Origin of the sequence: Anaerotignum sp., from assembly GCF_045122575.1 — a bacterium.
GTDB lineage: Bacteria > Bacillota > Clostridia > Lachnospirales > Anaerotignaceae > Anaerotignum_A.
In genome coordinates this window covers 1-21,904 of record NZ_JBGVHV010000169.1, presented here as the reverse complement: position 1 = coordinate 21,904, position 21,904 = coordinate 1, and the positions used below count along the sequence as shown (strand labels likewise).

The following is a 21,904-nucleotide window of genomic DNA, read 5'->3' as shown; positions in this document are numbered from 1 at the left end:
ATATAAAGAAGCCTTCTTTGCAACCGGCGGCACGGAAGCAGAATGGGCTGACCGCACCATGAGCCTGTACATCGATTATGAAGTGAAGCATTTCGCCGATGATATCCTTTCCCTGCAGGTGACAACAGCAAAAAGCTGGGTAGCCGCAGAAGAAGCATACCATTTCTACAACATGGATCTGGCAAATGATACCGAACTGACACTGGCAGATGTGCTGGGTGAAAATTATGTGGAAATCTGCAACAAATCCATCACAGACCAGATCGAAGCCAGACTGGGTATGGACGAAAATGCAGCCTTCTTCGGATTTGGTGACGACGACGGGCTGATCGAAGGATTTACAACCGTCACAGAAGATACACCCTTCTATCTGAATGCCGAAGGCGATGTTGTCATTTCCTTCCCCGAATATTCTATCGCCCCCGGTTCCATGGGAATTCAGGAATTTGTGATTTCCTAAGGGCTCTGCCCTTAGAACCCGCAAGGGAACTCTTGTCAAAGCATCTTCCTTCGGAAGACGGCTACGCCGCCGCCTTAGTTTTGGCAGTGCTCATACCCTTGACCCTAATGCGCAAAAGCACTATCGAAACGATAGTGCTTTTTTCATGCCAAAAGATTGTTTTAACCCCCAAAATATGTTATGCTGTATTTACAGTAAAAACATTTGTCTTTAGATAAGAAGAGGGGGCATTCCTATGAAAAAGAAACTGGCATTTTTCCTGACTGCCATCATGGCCTTGAGTGCAGTACCTGTTTATGCAGGCGTTCCTGCATCACCTACTGCATCCAAAGTAACTGTAAACGGCGCATCCAAAGCCTTTGAGGCTTACAACATCAACGACAACAACTACTTTAAGCTGAGAGATATCGCCTATGTGCTGAATGGTACAGATGCATCCTTCTCTGTTGGCTGGGACGGTGCTGCAAACTCCATCGCTCTGGTAAAGGGTGAAGCCTATGCCCCCACCGGCAGTGAAATGAAAGTCAGCGGCACAAAAGACATCAAAGATGCCGTAGAAAGTACTTCCGCCATCCTCATCGACGGACAGAAAGCCGCCCTGAAAGCATACACCATCAAAGGCAACAACTATTTTAAACTGCGTGATCTGGGCACTGCCCTTGGATTCAACGTTGGCTGGGATAACGCTTCTCAGACCATCGCCATCACTTCTGCACCTTCTGCCGCAGAAAAACCTGCGGTGAAAGAAGAAAAAACAGAACTGACCATGGCTGAACTGAAGGAAATGGGCGTAGATATTGAAATTTGCAGTATTTTTTACAGCAGCCACTGGAATGATCCTTTCTTTATCGAAGCTGTGGAATTTGCTGATGATTCTCCTTTTAAGGCAATTACCACCAAATCCGTAAACGTATGTGGTGCAAAAGCCAGAACAGATATTTACACAGGTGCTTATGCAGCAAAAATCTGGGAATCTGATGAAGTAACAACAGACTTCTTCCTGAAATACAGCTTCCCCAATGGGGTAATGGTGCTGAACAATGAACCTGCTCTTCCTGATTACGGCAAGAAAAACGATATCTCTATCGAGTATCAGCTGCAGACAAAAGACGGCAAGCTTTATACCTGCAAAAGAAACTACAACCTGCTGGTAGAAGGCAACGGCGGCATCGACCTCTGGTAAAAAAAGAAACACCGATGGGTTTCCCCATCGGTGTTATTTTTTTGCTTGAATTATTTAATCTGTTCAGCAATAACTTCTTTTGCTTTTTCCAGAGCTTCGCCGATCTTGGAAGCATCTTTACCGCCGGCCTGTGCCATGTTGGGACGGCCGCCGCCGCCACCGCCGCATACGCCTGCAGCCGCTTTGATGATATTGCCTGCGTGTGCACCTTTTTTCACAACATCATCTGTTGCCATAACGATCAGGCTTACTTTGCCGCCTGCTTCGCCTGCCAGAACGATGACACCGCTGCCCAGTTTGTTTTTCAGCTGGTCACCCAGTGTACGCATTGCGTTACCATCCATATCTTTTACTTCAGCAGCCAGAACCGCTACGCCGTTGATGTCTACTTTTTTGCTCAGCATTTCATCTGCAGCGCCGCCAGCCATTTTTGCTTTCAGTTTTTCCAGCTCTTTTGCCAGTTCTTTCTGTTCTGCCAGAATCTGTTCCATTCTTGCTACCAGTTTATCGGGAGAAGTTTTTGCCAGTGCACTCAGTGTTCTGATTTCTTCTTCCTGTGCCTGATAATGCGCCAGAGCGCCTTCGCCTGTCAGTGCTTCGATACGTCTTACACCGGCAGCGATGCCGTTTTCGGAAACGATCTTGAAGGAACCAACCTGTGCTGTATTTTTCAGGTGCGCACCGCCGCAAAGTTCGATGCTGTAGCCGCCCATGTCAACCACACGAACCACATCGCCGTATTTTTCACCAAACAGAGCCATCGCACCTTTTTCTCTTGCAGCGTCAATACCCATTTCTTCTGCTTCGATGGGCAGGCTTGCAAAGATGGCATCGTTCACCAGTCTTTCTACTTCTTTGATTTCTTCCTGTGTCATGCCGGAGAAATGTGTGAAGTCGAAACGCAGTCTGTCAGCTGTTACTAAGGAACCGGACTGTTCAACGTGTGTGCCCAGAACTGTTCTCAGCGCTTTCTGCAGCAGGTGTGTTGCAGAGTGGTTTCTGGAGGAAGCCATTCTGTGTTTCATATCGATGGTTGCTGTTACAACTTCATCTACCAGAATTGTACCTTCTTTTACAGTACCCATGTGCGCTGTTTTGCCGCCAACAACTTTTACGCAGTCTGTGATTTCTACCAGACCATTTGCAGTCTTGATCACACCGTGGTCACCCACCTGACCGCCGCTTTCTGCGTAGAAAGGTGTTTTATCCAGGAATACAGCAACTGTGTCGCCAGCCTGTGCGCCTGTTGCCACTTCGTCATTTGCTACCAGAGCGATCACTTTCGCATCAGAAACTTCTGCCACATCATAACCGGCAAATACAGTTGTCAGTTCTGCGGACAGTTCGTTATATACAGTTTCAGCAGCGCCCATGTAGTTGGATTTGCCTCTTGCTGCTCTTGCACGGTCTTTCTGTGCTTTCATTTCAGCCGCAAATGCCTCTTCGTCTACGCTCATGCCTGCTTCTTCCAGGATTTCTTTTGTCAGGTCGATAGGGAAACCGTATGTGTCATACAGACGGAAGGATTTTTCGCCGCTCATCACTGTCTGACCAGCTGCTTTCATTTCTTCCATATCCTGTTTCAGGATTTCCATACCATTATCGATGGTTTTATAGAAGGAGTTTTCTTCCAGAGACAGGATCTTGAAGATGTATTCCTGTTTGTCAACCAGTTCGGGGTAAGCTTCACCGCTGCAAGCGATAACGGATTTGGACAGTTCAGCCAGGAATTCACCCTGAATGCCCAGCAGTTTGCCATGACGAGCTGCTCTTCTCAGCAGTCTTCTCAGAACGTAACCGCGACCTTCGTTGGAAGGCAGAACGCCGTCTGCTGTCATCATGGTTACGGAACGGATGTGGTCTGTGATGATACGAACGGAAACGTCTGTTTTGCCGCCTTTGCCATATTCTACGCCTGCTTTTGCACAAACTGCATCACGGATGGATTTTACTGTATCAACGTCGAAAATGGAATCTACGCCCTGCATGATTGTAGCCATACGTTCCAGACCCATACCTGTATCTACGTTTTTGAACTGCAGTTCAGAGTATGTGCCGTCTTCGTTTGCGTTGAACTGTGTCAGTACCAGATTCCAGAATTCCATGTATCTGTCACAGTCACAGCCTACACCGCAAGTAGGGCTGTCGCAGCCGTATTCGGGGCCACGATCATAGTAGATTTCTGTACAGGGACCGCAGGGGCCTGTGCCGTGTTCCCAGAAGTTATCAGCTTTGCCCAGTTTTACGATTCTGTCTGCGGGCAGACCAACTTTTTCTTTCCAGATTTCGCCTGTTTCGTCATCTTCTTCGTAGATCGTTACATACAGTCTATCTGCAGGGATTTCCAGCCATTCTGTTACGAACTCCCAGGACCAGGGAACGATTTCGTTTTTGAAGTAATCACCGAAGGAGAAGTCGCCCAGCATTTCGAAGAATGTGCCGTGACGTGCTGTTTTACCTACATTGTCGATATCGCCTGTACGGATACATTTCTGGCATGTAGTCACTCTTTTGCTGGGTGGGATTTCCTGACCTGTGAAGTATGCCTTCATGGGAGCCATACCAGAGTTGATCAGCAACAGGCTGTTATCGTTCTGGGGCACCAGAGGGAAGGATTTCAGACGCAGGTGGTCTTTTGTTTCGAAGAATTTCAGAAACTGTTCTCTGATTTCGTTTACACCAAGATTTTTCATGTTTATTTGCCTCCTTTTCTTGAGGGCTTTGCCCTCAAACTCCCACCAAGGGACTCAGTCCCTTGGAACCCGATTTTGCAAAAACATTCGTTTTTGCTTTTTCGGGAATAATATTCAAAATTCAGGTTTTCGTACGCGAAAGCGTAATAAAAAAGTCCCTGATTATAAAATCAGGGACGAATGATCGCGGTACCACCCATGTTACGACAGAAATCTGCCGTCACTCAAAGTCGTTAACGCCGACATACGCCGCGGTATACTATGGAAGTTTACTTCCTATTCCACCGCGAAGCTGGTCACAAGACCGAAAAGACTGCTTCCCTTCCGCGTTTCTGAGGCTTTCCCACCAAACGGCCTCTCTCTGTAAGTTCTGCCGGAACGTACTCCTTCTTTTCATGGCTTTTCACTAATGATTTGATTATAATAACACGCCTTTCGTTTGTCAAGGTGGATTCACCGCATTTTACTGGGAATTCTCAACTTTTTTCAACATTTCTTTCAGGGTATCGCCCATGCGTTTCAGCCCGACCTCGATCTTATCATCGCTGAGGTTCCCAAAACTGAGGCGGACATGGCTGTCTTCCTCCCCGCTGATATCAAACTGGCTGCCGGGAGTCAGGATCACATGCTTTTCCAGCATACGGCTGCAAAAGGTTTCCGCACTGATGCCTTCGGGCAGCTTGATCCAGAGGCTCACCCCACCACCCGGCAGGCCGTATTTCGCCACGCCGGAAAGATATTTCCTTGCGGCAGACAGGGTCTTGCGATATTTTTCACTGCCGTAACGGCGCATGGCCGCCGCATGTTCCTCCCAGCCATTTTCTCTGAGGTAATATTCCAGTGCTCTCTGGATAAAACCGGAAGTAGAAATATCAGTCGTATATTTTGCCTCCATCACCGCCTGATGGATCTTTTTCGGCAGAACGGCCAGCCCGATACGCAGGCCGGGCATCAGAATTTTGGAAAAACTCTTGATATAAATGACACGGTTTTTATAATCCAGCGCCTTCAGGGGCACGATATCTTCCTTGCCATAATGGAAATCACAGAAGTTATCTTCTTCGATGATATATGTATCATATTTTTCCGCCAGTTCCAGCAGTCTGCGTTTTTTCTCCATGGAATAGGAAATGCCTGTAGGTGCCTGAAAATAGGCCATCATATAAATAAATTTCGGCTGATAGAGTTTCAGGTAATCTTCCAGCATTACCATATCCATGCCGTCTTCCTCCAGAGGAACTTCCACCAGTTTTGCCCCACGGGAAAGAAAGGCCCCTGCCGCACCATAAAACGTAGGCTTTTCCACAAAAACCACATCTCCGTAATGCACCATTACCTTGGAGATGATATCGATCCCCTGCTGTGCACCGGAAAGCACCTGCACATTTTCCACTGTGGTCTTAATGCCGTAACTTTCAAGATAACAGCAAAGCTGTTCGCGAAGAGGTTCATATCCCATGCCGTCCATATAGCTGAAAGCACCGCCCTTTTCCCGTTCCAGCACCTCGTCAAAAGCTTTTTTGAATGCATCTACAGGGAACATTTCATGGGGCAGGGATGTGCCGGAAAAATTGATGGCATTTTCCACGGAAATCTCGCCGACAAAGGAACGGATATTTTTATTTGCCACAGGTTCCGGAATATGCTCCACGGGCAGGGGCGAAACAAAGGTGCCGCTGCCTACACGGGAATAGACCATCTGCTTCTGCTCCAGATATTTATAGGCATTTACGATGGTCACGGAATTGACCCCAAAATGCTGCGCCATCTTTCGAATGGGGGGCAGTTTTCTGTTGGCAGGCAGATAACCGTCGGAAATCAGGGTCAGAATAGCTTCTGCCAGCTGCTGATAGAGGGGGGTATCCACGTCTTTATGCAATTGAATCTGAAAAATTTCTTCCATATTATATATCCCTCAAATCAATACTTTTTTTATATCAATACTCTTTTCTGCCGCCAGCGCCGGGGATCCCCATGGCCTCTCTGTATTTGGCCACGGTACGTCTGGATATCTGAACGCCTTCGGCAACCAGTTTTTCTGTCAGTTCTCTGTCACTGAGGGGTTTTCGTTTATTCTCCTCCCCAATGATGGTTTTCAGCCTTTCCCGAATGCTGTCTGCAGAAACCTGCGTCTCCATTTCCGCTTTCGGCATAGCCTTGGAAAAGAAGGCATGCAGCGGGAATACGCCGCGGTCGCACTGGAGATATTTCCCCTTCACCGAACGGCTGACAGTGGAAACATGCAGATCCAGTTCCTCTGCCACATCCATCAAGCGAAGCGGTGCCAGTTGTCCCTGCCGATCCGCAAAAAATGCTTCCTGTCGGCGGACGATACACTCTGCTACCTGCTGCAGCGTGGTTTCTCGTCGGGAAATGCACTGCAGTGCCCATTCCGCCTGTTTCAGCTTTTCGGAGATATATTCCTCCGTTTCGGCATTTGCCCCTTCTCGGAGCATTTTCATATAGGCACGGCTGATCTGCAGATGGGGCATGACGTTTCCATTCACAATCACGACCCATTCCTTTTCCTTTCGCATAACCAGAATATCCGGGATCACATATTCCACCCGATCCTCTCCCGCAAAGCCGCTGCCGGGCTTGGGCTGACAGGAACGGATCTCCTGCAGAGCTGCCGTGATCTCCCCAATATTCGTTTTCAGTTGTTTTGCAATATAAGAAAGGTGATTTTTCGCCACTTCCTCCAGATAATTTTCCGCCAGTTTCACCGCAACGGCAGAAGCGTCCTTTTGTTTCAGCTGGATCAGCAGGCATTCCCGCAGATCCCTTGCCCCCACGCCAACAGGGTCAAGCGACTGAAACTCTGCAAGGATACGGGCGGCCGTTTCTTCCCTCATAGGGTATCTTTCCAGCATCATCTCCACGGCATCGGCTTCCAGATATCCGCTTTCCGCCGTGCTTTCTGCCAGAAAACGCAGAACCGCTTTATGCCCTTCGGGGATATCCCGAATATTGATCTGAAACACAAGATATTCCCGCAGGCTCTGTCCGTCTTTGCTGCCAAAACGGGCATCCTCCCTTTCCTCCGCTTCCTGTTCTGCTACGTAAAAACTGCGGCTTCCTTCGTCAGCGCCTTCCAGCCATTCCATCTTCTGCAGCAGCGCCTGACGGTCTTCCAAAAGGGATGCCTCTTCTTCGCTCCATTCCACCAGCGGATTATCTTCCGCCAGCTCTCTGGCATATTCGGAAAGAGCAAGGGCATTCATCTGCAGGATTTCTACCGACTGCTGCTGCCGCAGGCTCAGGGTCTGTTTCTGTTGTAATTGCAGCGAAAGCTCCACACTCTCTCCACCTTTCTTCCTTCTTTCAAATTGCTTTCATTTTATCACAATTTTAACAAATTTTATAGCATTTTGTCTAAATATCCCTAAAAACACAGGGGTAAACCGCCGTTATTATGGTAATAAATTAACATTTACTTTTATAGATAATAAGTATAAAATATAAACGATGATTCATTCGCATACAAAGAAATTTGTATCGTCGGATGTTTCCGCAATATTATAAAACAAAAATCAGGTTTCAGCATTTTTTGCGAAAGGAAGTCTTTTTTTACAAAAACTTAGGTGAAAATTTCTTTTGAAAAAAAGTTTTTTCGCTTTTTTTCTGCGAAATTGTTGAGAAATTCTTATTTTTGTATTAAAATATTGCTGTTATATTATAGTTATTTTTTTATAAAAGTATAACTTTTAAACCCGTGCCACCTCGGCACATGACAAATTTGAACAGAGGGGGATAATATGCAAACTTTAACGTTCAAACGCGGCGTACACCCTCCCGATGGGAAAGAACTGGCAAAAGACCAGCCCATCAAGGTGATTATGCCCAAAGAAGGCTCCGAATTGTTCTACCCTATGAGCCAGCACATCGGTGCTCCTTGTGATCCACTGGTAGCTGTAGGCGATCATGTAAAAGTAGGACAGAAAATCGCTGAATCCGGCGCATTCATGTCTTCTCCTATCTTCGCATCCGTATCCGGCGAAGTAGTAGACATCAGACCTATGCTGGTACCCGGCGGTGCTATGGTAAAAGCTATCGTTGTGAAAAACGACGGCAAAATGGAAGAGATCGAAGGTCTCAACGAAGGTAAAGATTACACAACTATGACAAACGACGAAATTCTGGCAGCAATCAAAAATGCCGGCGTTGTTGGTCTGGGTGGTGCAGGTTTCCCTACACACGTAAAACTGAACCCTCCCAAAGACACACCTATCGATCACATCCTGATCAATGCGGCTGAATGTGAACCTTACCTCACATGTGACTACCGCCTGATGATCGAAGAACCCGAAAGAATTGTAAGAGGTCTGCAGATCATGCTGAAACTGCATCCCAATGCAAAAGGCGTTATCGGTATCGAAGATAACAAACCCGAAGCAATTGCGTCTATGCAGAAAGCATGTGAAGGCATCGACAACATTTCCGTTCAGCCTCTGACAACAAAATTCCCTCAGGGTTCTGAAAAACACCTGATTTACGCTATCACAAAGAGAGAAGTGAAATCCGGTGCACTGCCCGCTTCCGCTGGCTGTATCGTAGACAACGTTGACACAGTTGTTGCGATCGAAAGAGCCATCGAAAAAGGCAGACCTCTGATGAGAAGAATCGTAACAGTTTCCGGTAAAGGTATCAAAAACCCCGGTAACTACAAAATCAGAATCGGTATGACACTGAGAGATCTGGTTGATGAAATCGGTGGTTTCAACGAAGAAAACCCTCCCGTAAAACTGATCGCAGGTGGTCCTATGATGGGTCCCACACTGTACACACTGGATGTTGCATCCGTAAAAACAACTTCCGGTCTGCTGTGCTTCACAAAAGACGAAGCATACATTCCCGAAGAAAGAAACTGCATCCGTTGCGGTAAATGTGTAGACCACTGCCCTATGGGCCTGATGCCCTTCATGCTGAATGCTTTTGCAATCAAAGGCGACGGCGAAGGCTTCGTAAAACATCACGGTCTGGATTGTATCGAATGTGGTTCCTGCTCTTACGAATGTCCTGCAAAACGTCAGCTGGCTCAGTCTATCAGAGCAACTAAGAAGATCGAAGCAGGCAAAAAAGCAGCAGCTGCCGCAGCAGCAAGAGCAAAAGCGGAAGCTGAAGCAAAAGCAAAAGCGGAAGCTGAAAAGAAATAAGAAGGGGGAGAATAAACAATGGCTAACTTTGTAGTATCCGGTACCCCTCATGTGCGTTCTAAAGAATCCATCCAGAGCATCATGCGTGATGTAATCATCGCTCTGGTTCCTGCAACAGCAGCGGGTATCTATTATTTTGGTATTTCTGCACTGATCCTGATCATTGCAGCAATCGCATCTTCCGTGATTTTCGAAGCACTGTGCCAGAAAATCATGAAAAAACCTGTTACAGTAAGCGATCTGTCCGCAGTTGTAACCGGTCTGTTACTGGCAATGAACCTGCCTGCAGCAGCTCCCGTATGGGTTGCAGTTGTTGGTAGTGCATTTGCTATCATCTTTGGTAAACAGCTGTTTGGCGGTCTGGGTCAGAACTTCATCAACCCTGCTCTGGCTGGCCGTGCATTCCTGCTGGCTTCCTACCCTACAGAAATGACAACATGGTCCGTACCTAACGGCCTGGAAGTTGCTGACGCAGCTACATACGCTACACCTCTGGCACAGCTGAAAGCTGGTCACCTGGATGCTTCTCTGGGTGAACTGATTCTGGGTCAGTGCGGCGGTACAATCGGTGAAACATGTGCAATCGCTCTGATCATCGGCGGCGTATACCTGCTGTACAAACATGTAATCAGCTGGAAGATCCCCGTAATCTACATCGCAACAGTAGCAATCCTGTTCGGCGTGATCGGCAGACACGGCATGAGAATGCCCCTGCAGGAAATCATGGCCGGCGGTGTAATGCTGGGTGGTATCTTCATGGCAACAGACTACGCTTCTTCTCCCGTAACACCTAAAGGCCAGATCATCTTCGCAGTTGGCGCTGGTCTGATCACATACCTGATCCGTACATTCGGTGGTTACCCTGAAGGCGTATCCTACTCTATCCTGATCATGAACTGCTGTGTACCTCTGATCGAAAGATTCACAGAACCTACAATCTTCGGTGCACTGCCTAAAACGAAGGAGGCGAAATAAGCATGGACTCTAAAGCAATCGTAAAACCTGCTATCGTTCTGCTGGTTATCGCTGGTGTTGCTGCTGGTCTGCTGGGTGCAGTATCTGAAATCACAAAAGAACCCATCGCAGCTCAGGAACAGAAAACACTGAACGAAGGCATGATGGCTGTTATGCCCGAAGCTTCTTCCTTTGAACAGGTTGATGCAGAACTGACAGGTACAATCACAGCTGTATACGCAGCTGACAATGGTGGTTATGTAATCACAACAGCTCCCGGCGGTTTCGGCGGTGCTGTAAATACAATGGTAGGTATCGGTGCTGACGGCGTTGTTACAGGTCTGCGTGTAACAGGTCACTCCGAAACACCCGGTCTGGGTGCAAAATCCACAGAACCCGCTTTCTACGAACAGTTCGCAGGCGTATCCGGTACTGTTTCCGTAACAAAAGACGGCGGTCAGATCGTTCCTATCACATCTTCTACAATTACTTCCAGAGCAGTTTGTGCCGGTGCACAGGAAGCCCTGGATTGGTTCGCAGCGAATGGAGGTGCTAACTGATGGCTAATCCCGTAAAAATCATTAAAAACGGTATCATCGATGAAAACCCTACATTCATGCAGGTAATCGGTATGTGTCCTACTCTGGCGGTTACTTCTTCTGCAATCAATGGTATCGGTATGGGTCTGGCTGCAACAGCAGTACTGATCTGCTCTAACGTATTCGTATCCCTGCTGAGAAAACTCATCCCTGATACAGTACGTATCCCTTGTTTCATCGTAGTTATCGCTACTTTCGTAACAATCATCGAATTTGTTCTGAAAGCATATGTTCCTAGCCTGTATGCTTCCCTGGGTCTGTTCATTCCCCTGATCGTAGTTAACTGTATCATTCTGGCTCGTGCAGAATCCTTCGCGTCCAAGAATGGTCCCTTCGCATCTGCTTGCGACGGTATCGGTATGGGTCTGGGCTTCACAATCGCTCTGGGCTGCATGGGTCTGATCCGTGAATTCATCGGTTCCGGTACAGCATTCGGTATGACTGTACTGCCCGAAGCATTCCCTAAAACTCTGCTGTTCGTAATGGCTCCCGGTGCGTTCTTCACACTGGCTTGCATGATGGCTGTACTGAATAGCATCAAAAACAAAAAAGCTTAAGAAGGAGGGGAAAATAGATGAATCTGATTTTATTAGTTCTGGCTGGTATCTTCGTAAATAACTACGTAATGTCCCAGTTCTTAGGTATCTGTCCCTTCCTCGGTGTATCCAAGAAGGTAGATACAGCAGCCGGCATGGGTATGGCTGTAATCTTCGTTATGTCCCTGGCAGCAGCTGCAGCATGGTTGGTTTACAACCTGATCCTGGTGCCCCTGAACATCACATACCTGTACAACATCGCGTTCATTCTGCTGATCGCTTCCCTGGTACAGTTCGTAGAAATGTTCCTGAAAAAATCCGCACCTGCTCTGTATCAGGCACTGGGCGTATTCCTGCCCCTGATCACAACAAACTGTGCGGTACTGGGTGTAGCCGTAACAAACATGCAGAAAGGCTACAACTTCATCGAATCCGTTCTGAACGCAGTTGGTGGTGCGGCTGGTTTCGCTCTGGCAATCGTTCTGTTCGCTGGTATTCGTGAAAGAATCGCTGACAATGACACACCTAAAGCCTTCGATGGTTTCCCTATGGCTCTGATCACAGCTGGTCTGATGTCTATCGCATTCCTGGGCTTCTCTGGTCTGATCAAACTGTAAGAAGGAGGGTAAAAGAATATGGATCCAATGAGTATTTTATTCCCCGTTCTGAGCGTTGGCGGCATGGGCGTTGTTTTCGGTGCATGTCTGGGTGTTGCTTCTGAAGTTTTCAAAGTAGAAGAAGACCCTCGTATCGGTGAAATTCTGGCAGTTCTGCCCGGCGCTAACTGCGGTGGTTGTGGTTTCCCCGGTTGTGGTGGTTGTGCAGGCGCTATCGTTGCTGGTACAGCTCCCGTAAATGCTTGCCCCGTTGGTGGTGCAGCAGCTGCTGAAAAAATCGGTGCTATCATGGGTGTTGAAGCTTCCACAGCTGAACCCGTGGCTGCTTTCGTTAAATGCGGTGGTACTTGCGAAAAAGCAAAAGACAAATATGAATATTTCGGTATCGACGATTGTAACTTCGCTGTTCAGCTGGCTGGTGGCGGTGCAAAATCCTGCTCTTACGGTTGCCTGGGTCTGGGCTCCTGTAAAAAAGCTTGTGCTTTCGGCGCAATCGAAATCGTTGACGGCATCGCAGTGATCGATAAAGATAAATGTGTCGCTTGTGGTAAATGTGTATCCGCTTGTCCTAAACACATCATCGAACTGCTGCCCGCTAAGAAAAAAGTTAAAGTTCAGTGCTCTTCCAAAGACATGGGTAAAAATGTAATCCCCAACTGTTCCGTTGGTTGTATTGCATGTAAGATCTGTGAAAAGAACTGTCCTTTCGATGCTATCCACGTAATTGATAACCTGGCTGTTATCGACTACGATAAATGTAAAGCATGCGGCATCTGTGCAAACAAATGTCCTAAAGGCGTTCTGACAGGCAAGAGACCTCCTCAGCCCGCTCCCGCAGCTGCACCTGCAGCTCCTGCAGCAGCACCCGCTGCTCCTGCACAGGAAGCACCTAAAGCTGAAGAATCTCCTAAGGCTGAATGATAATTCAGACTTACCGCCTCGCGGCAAAGAACCGAATAAGCTTTAACTGAATCACTCGCTGATTCAAGACTCTCCGAGAAATCGGAGAGTCTTTTTTTATTCCTTTCACCGAGTGTTCGCTTTTCTCTCCTGGTATTTTATGATATAATATCTCAGTTAAATGATATGAATCAAAGGAGGCATATGATATATGGCTAGAAAATCCTCACAAAATATATGGGTACTGGTTCTGCTGATGCTGGCAGGGGTGGTACTGGGCGGTTTTATCGGCAATGCACTGGGCGGCATTTCTGCCCTGAGCTGGCTGGGTTATGGCAGCAGTTTCGGGCTGTCCTCCCCTCTTGTGCTGGACCTGGGCGTACTGACCCTGCAGTTCGGCCTGACCATTCGCTTCACCATTGCAGGTATCATCGGCATCGTGCTGGCGTTCCTGATCTACAGAAAAATGTAATGATGACAGAGAGCGTTCCGCAAGCGCTTTTGTCGAAAGGGCACAGGAGGCTTTTCTCCTGATACCGACCATAGTAACAGGCATGCTTATACATGCCTGTTTTCTGTTCAGCAATGTCCATAAAATCTTGCATTTTTTATGAAAAATACGGCTCTTTCCTTGAAAAGAAGAACAAAACGCGGTATGATAAAATGTAAGGCAAAATTCAGAAAATCAACGTTTCCGCCCTCTTTTGCGGCAGCGTTTTCAATAATGAAAGGGGTAAAATTCAACATGTTCAATTCTAAAGATATGGGTATCGACCTGGGTACCGCGAATACATTGGTTTATATGGGCGAAAAAGGTATTATCGTCAATGAACCTTCCGTTGTTGCCATCAACACACAGACCAGAGAAGTTCTGGCTGTCGGCAACGAAGCAAAAGAAATGATCGGCCGTACACCCGGCAACATCGTAGCTATCCGCCCTATGAAAGACGGCGTAATTGCTGACTTCGACGTGACACAGGCAATGCTGCGCTACTTCATCAACAAAGCCTATGTACGCTCTCTGTTCGGTCCTAAACCCCGCATCGTTGTATGCGTTCCTTCCGGCGTAACAGAAGTAGAAAAACGCGCGGTACTGGAAGCTGCCATTGCAGCAGGCTCCAGAGAAAAAGACACTTACCTGATCGAAGAACCCATGGCAGCAGCTATCGGCGCCGGCCTGCCCGTAGCAGATCCTACCGGCAGCATGGTCGTTGATATCGGCGGCGGCACTGTGGAAGTGGCGATCATCTCTCTGGGCGGTATCGTAACCAGCCGTTCCCTGCGTGTAGCCGGTGACGCACTGGATAACGCCATCATCACTTACATCAGAAAAGAATTCAGCCTGGCGATCGGCGACCGTACTGCAGAAGAAATCAAGATCACCATCGGCTCTGCCTTCCCTCTGGAAAGAGAAGAAAGAATGGAGATCCGCGGTCGTGACCTTGTCAGCGGTCTGCCCAAAACCATTGAAGTCAATTCCATCCACGTGCGCGATGCACTGGCAGAACCCGTTGGTGCCATCATTGACAGCATCAAGCAGACACTGGAAGCAACTCCCCCCGAACTGGCGGCAGATATCATGGAATTCGGCATCACACTGACAGGCGGCGGCGCACACCTGCGTGGTCTGGATAAACTGATCACAGCAGAAACAGGCATGCCCGTAAATATTGCCAACGAACCTCTGAACTGTGTTGCACTGGGCACAGGCATGGTTCTGGACCAGATCGATAAACTGAAAAATGTGCTGATCTCCCCCAGAAAAGCACTGTTCTGATACTGACGAAAGGAGCAATCCCCTTTGCAGCAGTTTTTTGAAAAATATAAAAAACAACTTATACGGGGCGGCGCCCTGCTTCTGGTACTGGTCACAGTCATTGCCAGCGGCAAACAGCTGAACGCCACACTGCTGGAAAGTGCCATCGGTGTCGTTGTCACTCCCTTTCAGGATCTGACAACAGGGATCAGCAGCTGGGTAGACGAAACCGTTACCGCTTCCCGTAACAAAGCTGACCTGAAAAAAGAAAATAACGAATTGAAAAAACAGATCGCCAAACTTCTGGAAGAAAACAGACGTCTGGCGATGTATGAAGATGAAAATGCGACCCTTTCTCTGCTGCTGAAAATTGCCCAGAGATATCCCGACTATGAAAGTGTCGGCGCAACGGTCATCGCCAAAGACCCCGGTGTCTGGTATGACGGCTTCACCATCGACAAAGGCACAAAGGACGACATCAGCGCAAACATGGTGCTGATCGCTCCCGAAGGTCTGGTGGGCAAGGTGCTGGAAAGCGGCGCTACGTTCTCCAAGGCCCAGTCTATTCTGGACAGCCGTTCCGCCGTTCCTGCCATGAGCGTGCGTACGGGGGATCTGGGCGTAGTGAAGGGTAACTATACTCTTTCCGCAGACGGTCTTTGCATCATGGAATACATCGATGCCCAGGCAGAGATCATGGTGGGCGACGAAATCGTGACTTCTCACCTGTCTGATATCTATCCTGCCGGCCTTGCCATCGGCAAGGTGCTGGAACTGGAAACAGACACCAACGGTCTGACCAAATATGCCGTGATCCAGCCCTATGTAGACCTGAAACATCTGGATACCATTCTGGTCATCGACAAGAGCAGTGCCATTGAAAAAGTGCCCACACTGCCCAACCCTGTGACCACTCCTGCCGCACCGGAAGAACCTGCGGAAAACGCAGCGCCTGCCGCGGCACCAACGGAAGGAGAGGGTACTGAATGAGGATCCTGATCACCGGTCTGATCATTTTTGTGAACTTTATCCTGCAGACCACCCTGTTCCCTTTGCTGGCAATTCAGGGGATCTTCCCCAACACCGCCCTCATCATCGTGACTTCCTATGCCCTGCTGCGCGGCAGCAAAGAAGGTGCCATCATCGGCGGATGCTGTGGGTTATTGATGGATATTTTCTTTAATAAAATGATCGGCTTCTACACCCTTTTATATCTGGCCATGGGGCTGTTATTCGGCCGCAGCCAGAAAACCTTTTATCGTGAAAACTATATCCTGCCTGTCATTTTCTGCGCCGTTTCCACAGTGCTGTATCAGGCAGTCCTTTATATCACCGGCTTCGTGTTCCGCGGGGAAGGCAATCTGCTCTTTTTCCTTTTCTCCGTTCTGGTACCCGAACTGGTTTATACCGCCGTTGTGACCATTCTGATCTACCGTATCCTGTTCGGGATCAATGAATGGCTGGAACTGAAAGAAAAATACAAATACCGCCTATTCTAAGGCGTATTGGGATCCCTTAGGAGGAACCGATGAGACGACATCTCGATCATTTTTTCGATCTTTGTAAAAACAGAATATTTGTTATGCTCTGCGGCATCATCGTCCTCTTTGCTATCATCGTACTGCGGCTGTTCACTTTGCAGATCATCCATGGTACAGACTATGAGGAATCCATCACCGCCAGCGTATCCAAAAAACTGCCCGTGACCGCCCCCCGCGGCGGTATTTATGACCGCTACGGCAGACCACTGGCCATCAATACCGTTGCCTACTGCGTGCAGGTAGACGGCAGCGTTACGCTGGAATTTACCGATGAAGAACGACAGGAACTATCTGCTGCTCTGACCAAGACCCTCTGGGAAAAAGGCGAGACCAAAACCGATGCTCTGCCCATTACCAAGCGGGCTCCCTATGCCTTTACCTTTGAAGGCACAGAGGAAGAAAAAGAAACCCAGGAAAAACGCTGGAAAACTTCCATTGGTCTGGAGAAAAAACAGCGAGACATGACCGCAGAAGAATGTCTGCAGTGGCTGTATGAACAATACGAACCCCCTGCCGATTTTAATGCGGCTCAGAAACGTGCTTACGTTTCTTTCTGCATGAGCGACGACAGAAACCTGATGGCACTGACCCTCGCCATGAAACTGACTGATTTTGGCGAAGAGATCGCCGACGAACTGCCTCTGGCCACAGAGTCCCCCTATTCCTTCCAGTTTAACGGAAACAAAAACCGCGAAAAAAGCTGGAAAGAAAGCATGGGCATGGAGGGCGAACAGATCGCCTACGGTTCTCTGAAAACACTGGATTATCTGCGGGACTATTTCGGTCTGCCGGAAGGTCTTCCCAATGACCTGATCCGCAGCACACTGGGCATTCGCTACTCCATGTATCTGCAGAGATATCAGCAGTATCAGACAGTCAACGTGGCCACCGACGTCAGCGACAAAACGCTGGCCTATGTAGAAGAAAATCAGGATATCTTCCCCTGTGTCATTATCGACACCATCTCCTTGAGAGAATATCCGCAGGGAGAATATTTTGCACATATTTTAGGATATATCCGCCAGATGACAGAAAACGACTATGCCCTCTATAAAGATGACCTCGATAAAGAAGGCAACCCCATTTACAGCCAGACTGATCTGGTCGGTCAGGACGGGATGGAAAAACTGTTTGAACGAGATCTGAACGGCTCCGATGGTAAGGTGCTGATCGAGGTAGACAATCAGGGACGCCGTATGAGCGTCATCGACTCTACCGAACCTGTTCCCGGCAAAGACCTGTTCCTAACACTGGACAGCAAACTGCAGCAGATTGCTTACGACACACTGGAAAACGAACTGCGGACAGCCGTTCTGAAAAAACTGACCGGCGGTGGGAAAAATTCCGTCTCCACTATGGAACTGTTCCAGTCCATGATCAACATAAACCATATTTCCGCTGAGGAAATGCTTTATGCCGAAGAAGGCACCGTTCAGCACACCGTCTATCTGCGGCTGAAACAGGCACAGCCCACCTTCAGCCCCGATCAGGAAGATGCTGCAACGGTAGCAAAGGAATTCCTGCTGGATGCTCTGGAAAAAGGCAATGTGAGCGTCAGAGAACTGACACTGATGATGATTGAGCAGGGACACATGAACGTAACGCCGGAGGAAAAGGCTGCCATCGACAGCGGTGCAACTGCTCCTCTGAGCATGATCATCAATAAACTTTCCAACGGGGAAATGTCCCCTGCGGATACAGGGCTTGACCCCTGTACCGGTTCTGTTTTCGTTACACAGGTAGGCACAGGCGAAGTTCTCGCCAGCGTCACATATCCTTCCTACGACAACAACGAACTAGTAAATACCTTCAACAACAGTTATTACAACTCTCTGCTGAAGGACGGCAATACACCCCTGGTAAACCGCCCTCTGAAGCAGAAAAAAGCCTCCGGCTCTACCTTCAAAATGATCACTGCACTGGCAGGGCTGGAAACCGGTACCATCACACCGGATACCCTCATCACCGACAAAGGGATCTTTAAAGATACGGGTATTCCCTATGCCCGCTGCTGGATCTATTCCAACACCGGCGGTACCCACGGCCCCCTGAATGTTTCCCATGCACTGGAAGTATCCTGCAACTACTTCTTCTACGAACTGGCATACCGCATGGGCAACGTGACCACAGGCAACAGCAACAATTCCATCACAACGCTGAATGAATATATGGCTGCCTTTGGTCTGAACAGTTATACCGGTCTGGAGCTGGACGAATACGGCCCCACCATGGCATCTCCCACAAATAAGGAAAGAGCCGTGAAGACCTTCAACCCTGATGCGACCACCAGCCAGACCCGCTGGACAGACGGCGACACCATCCGTACTGCCATCGGTCAGTCCATCAACAGCTACACACCGGCACAGGTAACGAAATACATCTCCACCCTCGCCAACGGCGGCACGCTTTACAAGCTGCACATGGTGGATCATATACAAAACCCCGATGGCACGCTCCATTCCGAAGTAGAGGAAACTGTAGAAAATGTCATCGAATTCAAGGAAGAAAATCTGCAGGCCGTATATCAGGGCATGTGGCTGGTAACCAACGGCTCCCGCGGCACACTGCGCGGTATCTTTGATGACCTGCCCGTGGAAGTGGCTGCCAAAACAGGTACTGCCGAAGAAGACAAGAACCGCAGTTCTCATACCTGGTTCGTCTGCTTCGCGCCCTATGATGACCCGCAGATCGCTATCACTGTTATGATTCCCTTCGGCGAAGGCAGCGGTACCCCCGCGCCGGCAGTAGCCAAGGCGATCATTAAAGAATATCTGGGACTGGATTATGTTCCTACAAATACAAACATGCAGACGGTTCTGGCCGAATAACACGGCAGCACCAGGCCTTTCGGGAAAATGGCTCTGCATCTGACTGAAACACACACAGGAGGGGAAAAACATGCGAAACGAGAATTATGTAATCTTTAAAGGCACAAAGGACGGCATCACTGTGATGTTCGATCCCGAAGTATCTTTCGATATCCTCTGCGAACAACTGGAAAAGAAAGTCGTAGAGGCCGGCAAATTCTTTGACCACGTAAAAACTGCCATGGCTTTCAAGGGCCGTGAGTTCACAGCAGCGGAAGAAGAAACACTGCTGAAGATCATCGCAAAACATGCGACAATGGATATCACTTTTGTGAAAACAGAAAACAACGAACTGCTGGAATTGAGCGAACTGCTGGCAAAGGAAATGAACCCCAGCAACCTGACAAAATTCCACAGAGGCTCTCTGAGAAACGGCCAGAAAATCGAATTTGACGGCAGCGTTGTGGTCGTGGGCGACGTAAATCCCGGCGCAGAAATCAAAGCCGGAGGCAACATCATCGTTCTGGGTCAGCTAAAGGGCATGGCACACGCAGGCTGCAAAGGCATGACAGAGGCCTTTGTGACAGCCATCTTCATGGCTCCCGTACAGCTGCGTATCGCGGATATCATCACCCGTTTCCCCGAAGAAAACAAAAGAGGTCCCAAGCCTCCTGAATATGCCTTCGTACAGAACGGACAGATCTTTGTAATGGCGCTTTCCTGATCGCCGCAGGATGCTGTCGAAACATGGGAAAAGTTCTCCCCTTTTGTTTCAAAAAAGGAGTGCAAAAGTTGCATATTTTTGTTAATATAGAAACAGATAGCAATAAAAATCCCGAAAAATAAAATACATCAACAGTTGTAAAATATACTTCTGAGATTAGGAGGAACATCAATGAGTGAAGTAATCGTAATCACCAGCGGCAAGGGCGGTGTTGGCAAAACCACAACCAGCGCAAACCTCGGCTGCGGTCTTGCAGTATTAGGTAAAAAAGTAGCACTGGTAGACGCAGATATCGGCCTGAGAAATCTGGACGTTGTTATGGGTCTGGAAAACAGAATCGTTTATGATCTGGTAGACGTTGTGGAAGGCAACTGCCGTCTGAAACAGGCACTGATTAAAGACAAACGCTATGACGGTCTGTTCCTGCTGCCTGCAGCACAGACAAGAGATAAAGACGCTGTATCTCCCGAACAGATGCAGAAACTGTGTGATGACCTGAAAGAAGAAGGTTTCGATTTCATCATTCTGGACTGTCCCGCAGGGATCGAACAGGGCTTCAAAAACGCCATCGCAGGCGCAGACAGAGCCATTGTCGTAACAACACCCGAAGTTTCCGCAGTGCGCGATGCTGACAGAATCATCGGCCTTCTGGAAGCAAACGAACTGAGAAACCCCACTCTGATCCTGAACAGACTGCGTATCGATCTGGTACAGCGCGGTGAAATGATGAACATCGAAGACGTAGAAGAAATTCTGGCTATCGATATTCTGGGCGTTGTTCCCGATGACGAAAGCATCGTTATTGCAACAAACAAAGGCGAACCCGCTGTAACAAGTCAGGATTCCAAAGCCGGTCAGGCTTACAGAAACATCGTTCAGCGTCTCTTGGGTGAAGATGTGCCCATCATGACATTCGAACAGGCACCCGAAACATTCATGGACAAGCTGAAAAAGCTGTTCAAGAAATAAGCCGCATCGAAAGGAAGTGTAACGATGGATTTCTTTAGCTTTTTCAAGAAAAAACAGGCCCCTCCTTCCGGCAGCGTGGCAAAAGACAGACTGAAACTGGTTCTGGTACACGACAGAGTGAACTGCTCCTCTCAGGTACTGGAAATGCTGAAAACGGATATCATCAAGGTTATTTCCAACTACATGGAAATCGACACAGACGAACTGGATATCCAGATCACACAGACACAGTCTGAAGACAACAGCGGCACTGTTCCCGTACTGTACGCGAACATCCCCATCAAGAGCATGCGTAAAATGAATCAGGACTGATTCGCAGCTCACAACAAACACGAATATAAAAGACCTTCAAATCCGAAAGATGATCCGAACGTTTGAAGGTCTTTTCGGGTTTTTGTAATGGACAGGAACAGATTCCTGTCCATTACAAAAACTTCCGAAAAGAGGTATTTCCTATGAACATCAGAAAATATATCCAAAATATAGATTGGTGGCTGGTCGGGGCTGTCTGCCTGCTGGTATTTTTCAGCCTGATCTGCATCGCCAGCGCGACCCATGTGAATCTGGGGGAATCTCCCTCCAACGTCATCAAGCACGGTGTGTTTTTCCTCATCGGGCTGGGTCTGATGGTGGTCGCTTCCAATGTAGACTATGAATATTTTTCCCAATACTATATTCCCATCTATATCGCAAACATCCTGCTGCTGATCGCTGTTCTTCTGATCGGCGTAGACAACAAGGGGGCGACCCGTTGGATCGCCGTTGGCCCTCTGACGATCCAGCCTTCAGAATTTGCCAAGGTGATTATGATCTTCTGTCTGGCCAAAGTCATCACCATGCGACAAAAAGAACTGGATGATATGCGCACCATTGCCTTTCTCTGCGGCATGCTGGCCATTCCTCTGGTGCTGATCCAGAAGCAGCCGGCGCTGTCTGCCAGCCTGGTTCTGGTGGCCATCTTCTGTATCGAACTGTTTATCGCCGGGCTGGACTGGCGGTTTATCCGAAC

General features: G+C 48.4%; 19 protein-coding genes, 1 pseudogene and 1 other annotated feature. Of the genes and pseudogenes, 17 read left to right on the top strand and 3 right to left on the bottom strand.

Annotation, left to right across the window (positions count from 1 at the left end):
• Together ACJMLT_RS08430 and ACJMLT_RS08425 are read left to right on the top strand one after the other, a co-directional pair.
• On the top strand, positions 1–460 hold a 460-nt coding region (locus ACJMLT_RS08430; RefSeq protein WP_405729393.1), incomplete at its 5' end, for an RsiV family protein.
• A gap of 235 nt (positions 461–695) precedes the next feature.
• The gene (locus tag ACJMLT_RS08425; RefSeq protein WP_405729390.1) at positions 696–1,643 is read left to right on the top strand and encodes a hypothetical protein; all 948 of its coding nucleotides are present in this window, start codon (positions 696–698) and stop codon (positions 1,641–1,643) included.
• 50 nt (positions 1,644–1,693) lie between these two features.
• Here the strand turns inward: ACJMLT_RS08425 and alaS are convergent, their stop codons facing one another.
• From alaS to rpoN, 3 genes are all read right to left on the bottom strand, one after another.
• On the bottom strand, positions 1,694–4,336 hold the full coding sequence (gene alaS, locus ACJMLT_RS08420) for an alanine--tRNA ligase (protein WP_405729387.1): 2,643 nt from the start codon (positions 4,334–4,336) through the stop codon (positions 1,694–1,696).
• Positions 4,337–4,505: 169 nt separating this feature from the next.
• Positions 4,506–4,742 (bottom strand) — a binding site (T-box leader).
• Positions 4,743–4,799: 57 nt separating this feature from the next.
• Positions 4,800–6,239, bottom strand: coding sequence for a MocR-like pyridoxine biosynthesis transcription factor PdxR (locus tag ACJMLT_RS08415; protein WP_405729384.1), 1,440 nt, complete (start codon positions 6,237–6,239; stop codon positions 4,800–4,802).
• Between the two features lie 34 nt (positions 6,240–6,273).
• Entirely contained in the window at positions 6,274–7,635 is a 1,362-nt protein-coding gene (rpoN, locus tag ACJMLT_RS08410) for an RNA polymerase factor sigma-54 (RefSeq protein WP_405729381.1), read from the bottom strand.
• Between the two features lie 459 nt (positions 7,636–8,094).
• Between rpoN and rsxC the strand changes: the two genes are divergently transcribed.
• From rsxC to ACJMLT_RS08335, 15 genes and pseudogenes are all read left to right on the top strand, one after another.
• The gene (gene rsxC, locus ACJMLT_RS08405; protein ID WP_405729378.1) at positions 8,095–9,492 is read left to right on the top strand and encodes an electron transport complex subunit RsxC; all 1,398 of its coding nucleotides are present in this window, start codon (positions 8,095–8,097) and stop codon (positions 9,490–9,492) included.
• An 18-nt stretch (positions 9,493–9,510) separates the two neighbouring features.
• On the top strand, positions 9,511–10,467 hold the full coding sequence (locus tag ACJMLT_RS08400) for an RnfABCDGE type electron transport complex subunit D (RefSeq protein WP_405729375.1): 957 nt from the start codon (positions 9,511–9,513) through the stop codon (positions 10,465–10,467).
• A gap of 2 nt (positions 10,468–10,469) precedes the next feature.
• Complete coding sequence (locus tag ACJMLT_RS08395; RefSeq protein WP_405729372.1) at positions 10,470–11,006, top strand: RnfABCDGE type electron transport complex subunit G; 537 nt, start codon at positions 10,470–10,472, stop codon at positions 11,004–11,006.
• Positions 11,006–11,599 (top strand): annotated as a pseudogene (gene rsxE / locus ACJMLT_RS08390) (electron transport complex subunit RsxE); the annotation flags it as partial. The gene ACJMLT_RS08395 and the pseudogene rsxE, both read left to right, overlap by 1 nt.
• Positions 11,600–11,619: 20 nt before the next feature.
• On the top strand, positions 11,620–12,198 hold the full coding sequence (rsxA, locus tag ACJMLT_RS08385; protein ID WP_405729369.1) for an electron transport complex subunit RsxA: 579 nt from the start codon (positions 11,620–11,622) through the stop codon (positions 12,196–12,198).
• Between the two features lie 18 nt (positions 12,199–12,216).
• Positions 12,217–13,119, top strand: coding sequence for an RnfABCDGE type electron transport complex subunit B (locus ACJMLT_RS08380; RefSeq protein WP_405729366.1), 903 nt, complete (start codon positions 12,217–12,219; stop codon positions 13,117–13,119).
• 190 nt (positions 13,120–13,309) lie between these two features.
• The gene (locus tag ACJMLT_RS08375; RefSeq protein ID WP_405729363.1) at positions 13,310–13,570 is read left to right on the top strand and encodes a DUF4321 domain-containing protein; all 261 of its coding nucleotides are present in this window, start codon (positions 13,310–13,312) and stop codon (positions 13,568–13,570) included.
• A gap of 273 nt (positions 13,571–13,843) precedes the next feature.
• The gene (locus ACJMLT_RS08370; protein WP_405729360.1) at positions 13,844–14,875 is read left to right on the top strand and encodes a rod shape-determining protein; all 1,032 of its coding nucleotides are present in this window, start codon (positions 13,844–13,846) and stop codon (positions 14,873–14,875) included.
• A 24-nt stretch (positions 14,876–14,899) separates the two neighbouring features.
• Positions 14,900–15,844 (top strand): rod shape-determining protein MreC, encoded by a 945-nt coding sequence (mreC, locus tag ACJMLT_RS08365; RefSeq protein ID WP_405729357.1) that lies wholly within the window; start codon positions 14,900–14,902, stop codon positions 15,842–15,844.
• Positions 15,841–16,353 (top strand): rod shape-determining protein MreD, encoded by a 513-nt coding sequence (mreD, locus tag ACJMLT_RS08360; RefSeq protein ID WP_405729354.1) that lies wholly within the window; start codon positions 15,841–15,843, stop codon positions 16,351–16,353. Before mreC ends, mreD begins: the two co-directional genes overlap by 4 nt.
• Positions 16,354–16,382: 29 nt before the next feature.
• Positions 16,383–19,223: a penicillin-binding transpeptidase domain-containing protein gene (locus ACJMLT_RS08355; RefSeq protein WP_405729351.1), complete on the top strand. Its 2,841-nt coding sequence runs from the start codon at positions 16,383–16,385 to the stop codon at positions 19,221–19,223.
• 70 nt (positions 19,224–19,293) lie between these two features.
• A complete protein-coding gene (minC, locus tag ACJMLT_RS08350) occupies positions 19,294–19,926 on the top strand; it encodes a septum site-determining protein MinC (RefSeq protein ID WP_405729348.1) in 633 nt (210 codons plus the stop codon).
• Between the two features lie 171 nt (positions 19,927–20,097).
• Positions 20,098–20,895, top strand: coding sequence for a septum site-determining protein MinD (gene minD, locus ACJMLT_RS08345; RefSeq protein WP_405729345.1), 798 nt, complete (start codon positions 20,098–20,100; stop codon positions 20,893–20,895).
• Between the two features lie 24 nt (positions 20,896–20,919).
• A complete protein-coding gene (minE, locus tag ACJMLT_RS08340) occupies positions 20,920–21,207 on the top strand; it encodes a cell division topological specificity factor MinE (protein ID WP_405729342.1) in 288 nt (95 codons plus the stop codon).
• A 143-nt stretch (positions 21,208–21,350) separates the two neighbouring features.
• Positions 21,351–21,904: FtsW/RodA/SpoVE family cell cycle protein (locus ACJMLT_RS08335; protein WP_405729339.1), on the top strand; the 554-nt coding region annotated here is incomplete at its 3' end.

Coding starts and splice junctions, on each gene's coding strand:
- minC (WP_405729348.1), top strand. CDS start 19,294: ATGCGAAACGAGAATTATGTAATCTTTAAAGGCACAAAGGACGGCATC.
- rsxC (WP_405729378.1), top strand. CDS start 8,095: ATGCAAACTTTAACGTTCAAACGCGGCGTACACCCTCCCGATGGGAAA.
- ACJMLT_RS08370 (WP_405729360.1), top strand. CDS start 13,844: ATGTTCAATTCTAAAGATATGGGTATCGACCTGGGTACCGCGAATACA.
- ACJMLT_RS08395 (WP_405729372.1), top strand. CDS start 10,470: ATGGACTCTAAAGCAATCGTAAAACCTGCTATCGTTCTGCTGGTTATC.
- alaS (WP_405729387.1), bottom strand. CDS start 4,336: ATGAAAAATCTTGGTGTAAACGAAATCAGAGAACAGTTTCTGAAATTC.
- ACJMLT_RS08415 (WP_405729384.1), bottom strand. CDS start 6,239: ATGGAAGAAATTTTTCAGATTCAATTGCATAAAGACGTGGATACCCCC.
- minD (WP_405729345.1), top strand. CDS start 20,098: ATGAGTGAAGTAATCGTAATCACCAGCGGCAAGGGCGGTGTTGGCAAA.
- ACJMLT_RS08400 (WP_405729375.1), top strand. CDS start 9,511: ATGGCTAACTTTGTAGTATCCGGTACCCCTCATGTGCGTTCTAAAGAA.
- rsxA (WP_405729369.1), top strand. CDS start 11,620: ATGAATCTGATTTTATTAGTTCTGGCTGGTATCTTCGTAAATAACTAC.
- mreD (WP_405729354.1), top strand. CDS start 15,841: ATGAGGATCCTGATCACCGGTCTGATCATTTTTGTGAACTTTATCCTG.
- ACJMLT_RS08425 (WP_405729390.1), top strand. CDS start 696: ATGAAAAAGAAACTGGCATTTTTCCTGACTGCCATCATGGCCTTGAGT.
- ACJMLT_RS08380 (WP_405729366.1), top strand. CDS start 12,217: ATGGATCCAATGAGTATTTTATTCCCCGTTCTGAGCGTTGGCGGCATG.
- ACJMLT_RS08355 (WP_405729351.1), top strand. CDS start 16,383: ATGAGACGACATCTCGATCATTTTTTCGATCTTTGTAAAAACAGAATA.
- minE (WP_405729342.1), top strand. CDS start 20,920: ATGGATTTCTTTAGCTTTTTCAAGAAAAAACAGGCCCCTCCTTCCGGC.
- ACJMLT_RS08375 (WP_405729363.1), top strand. CDS start 13,310: ATGGCTAGAAAATCCTCACAAAATATATGGGTACTGGTTCTGCTGATG.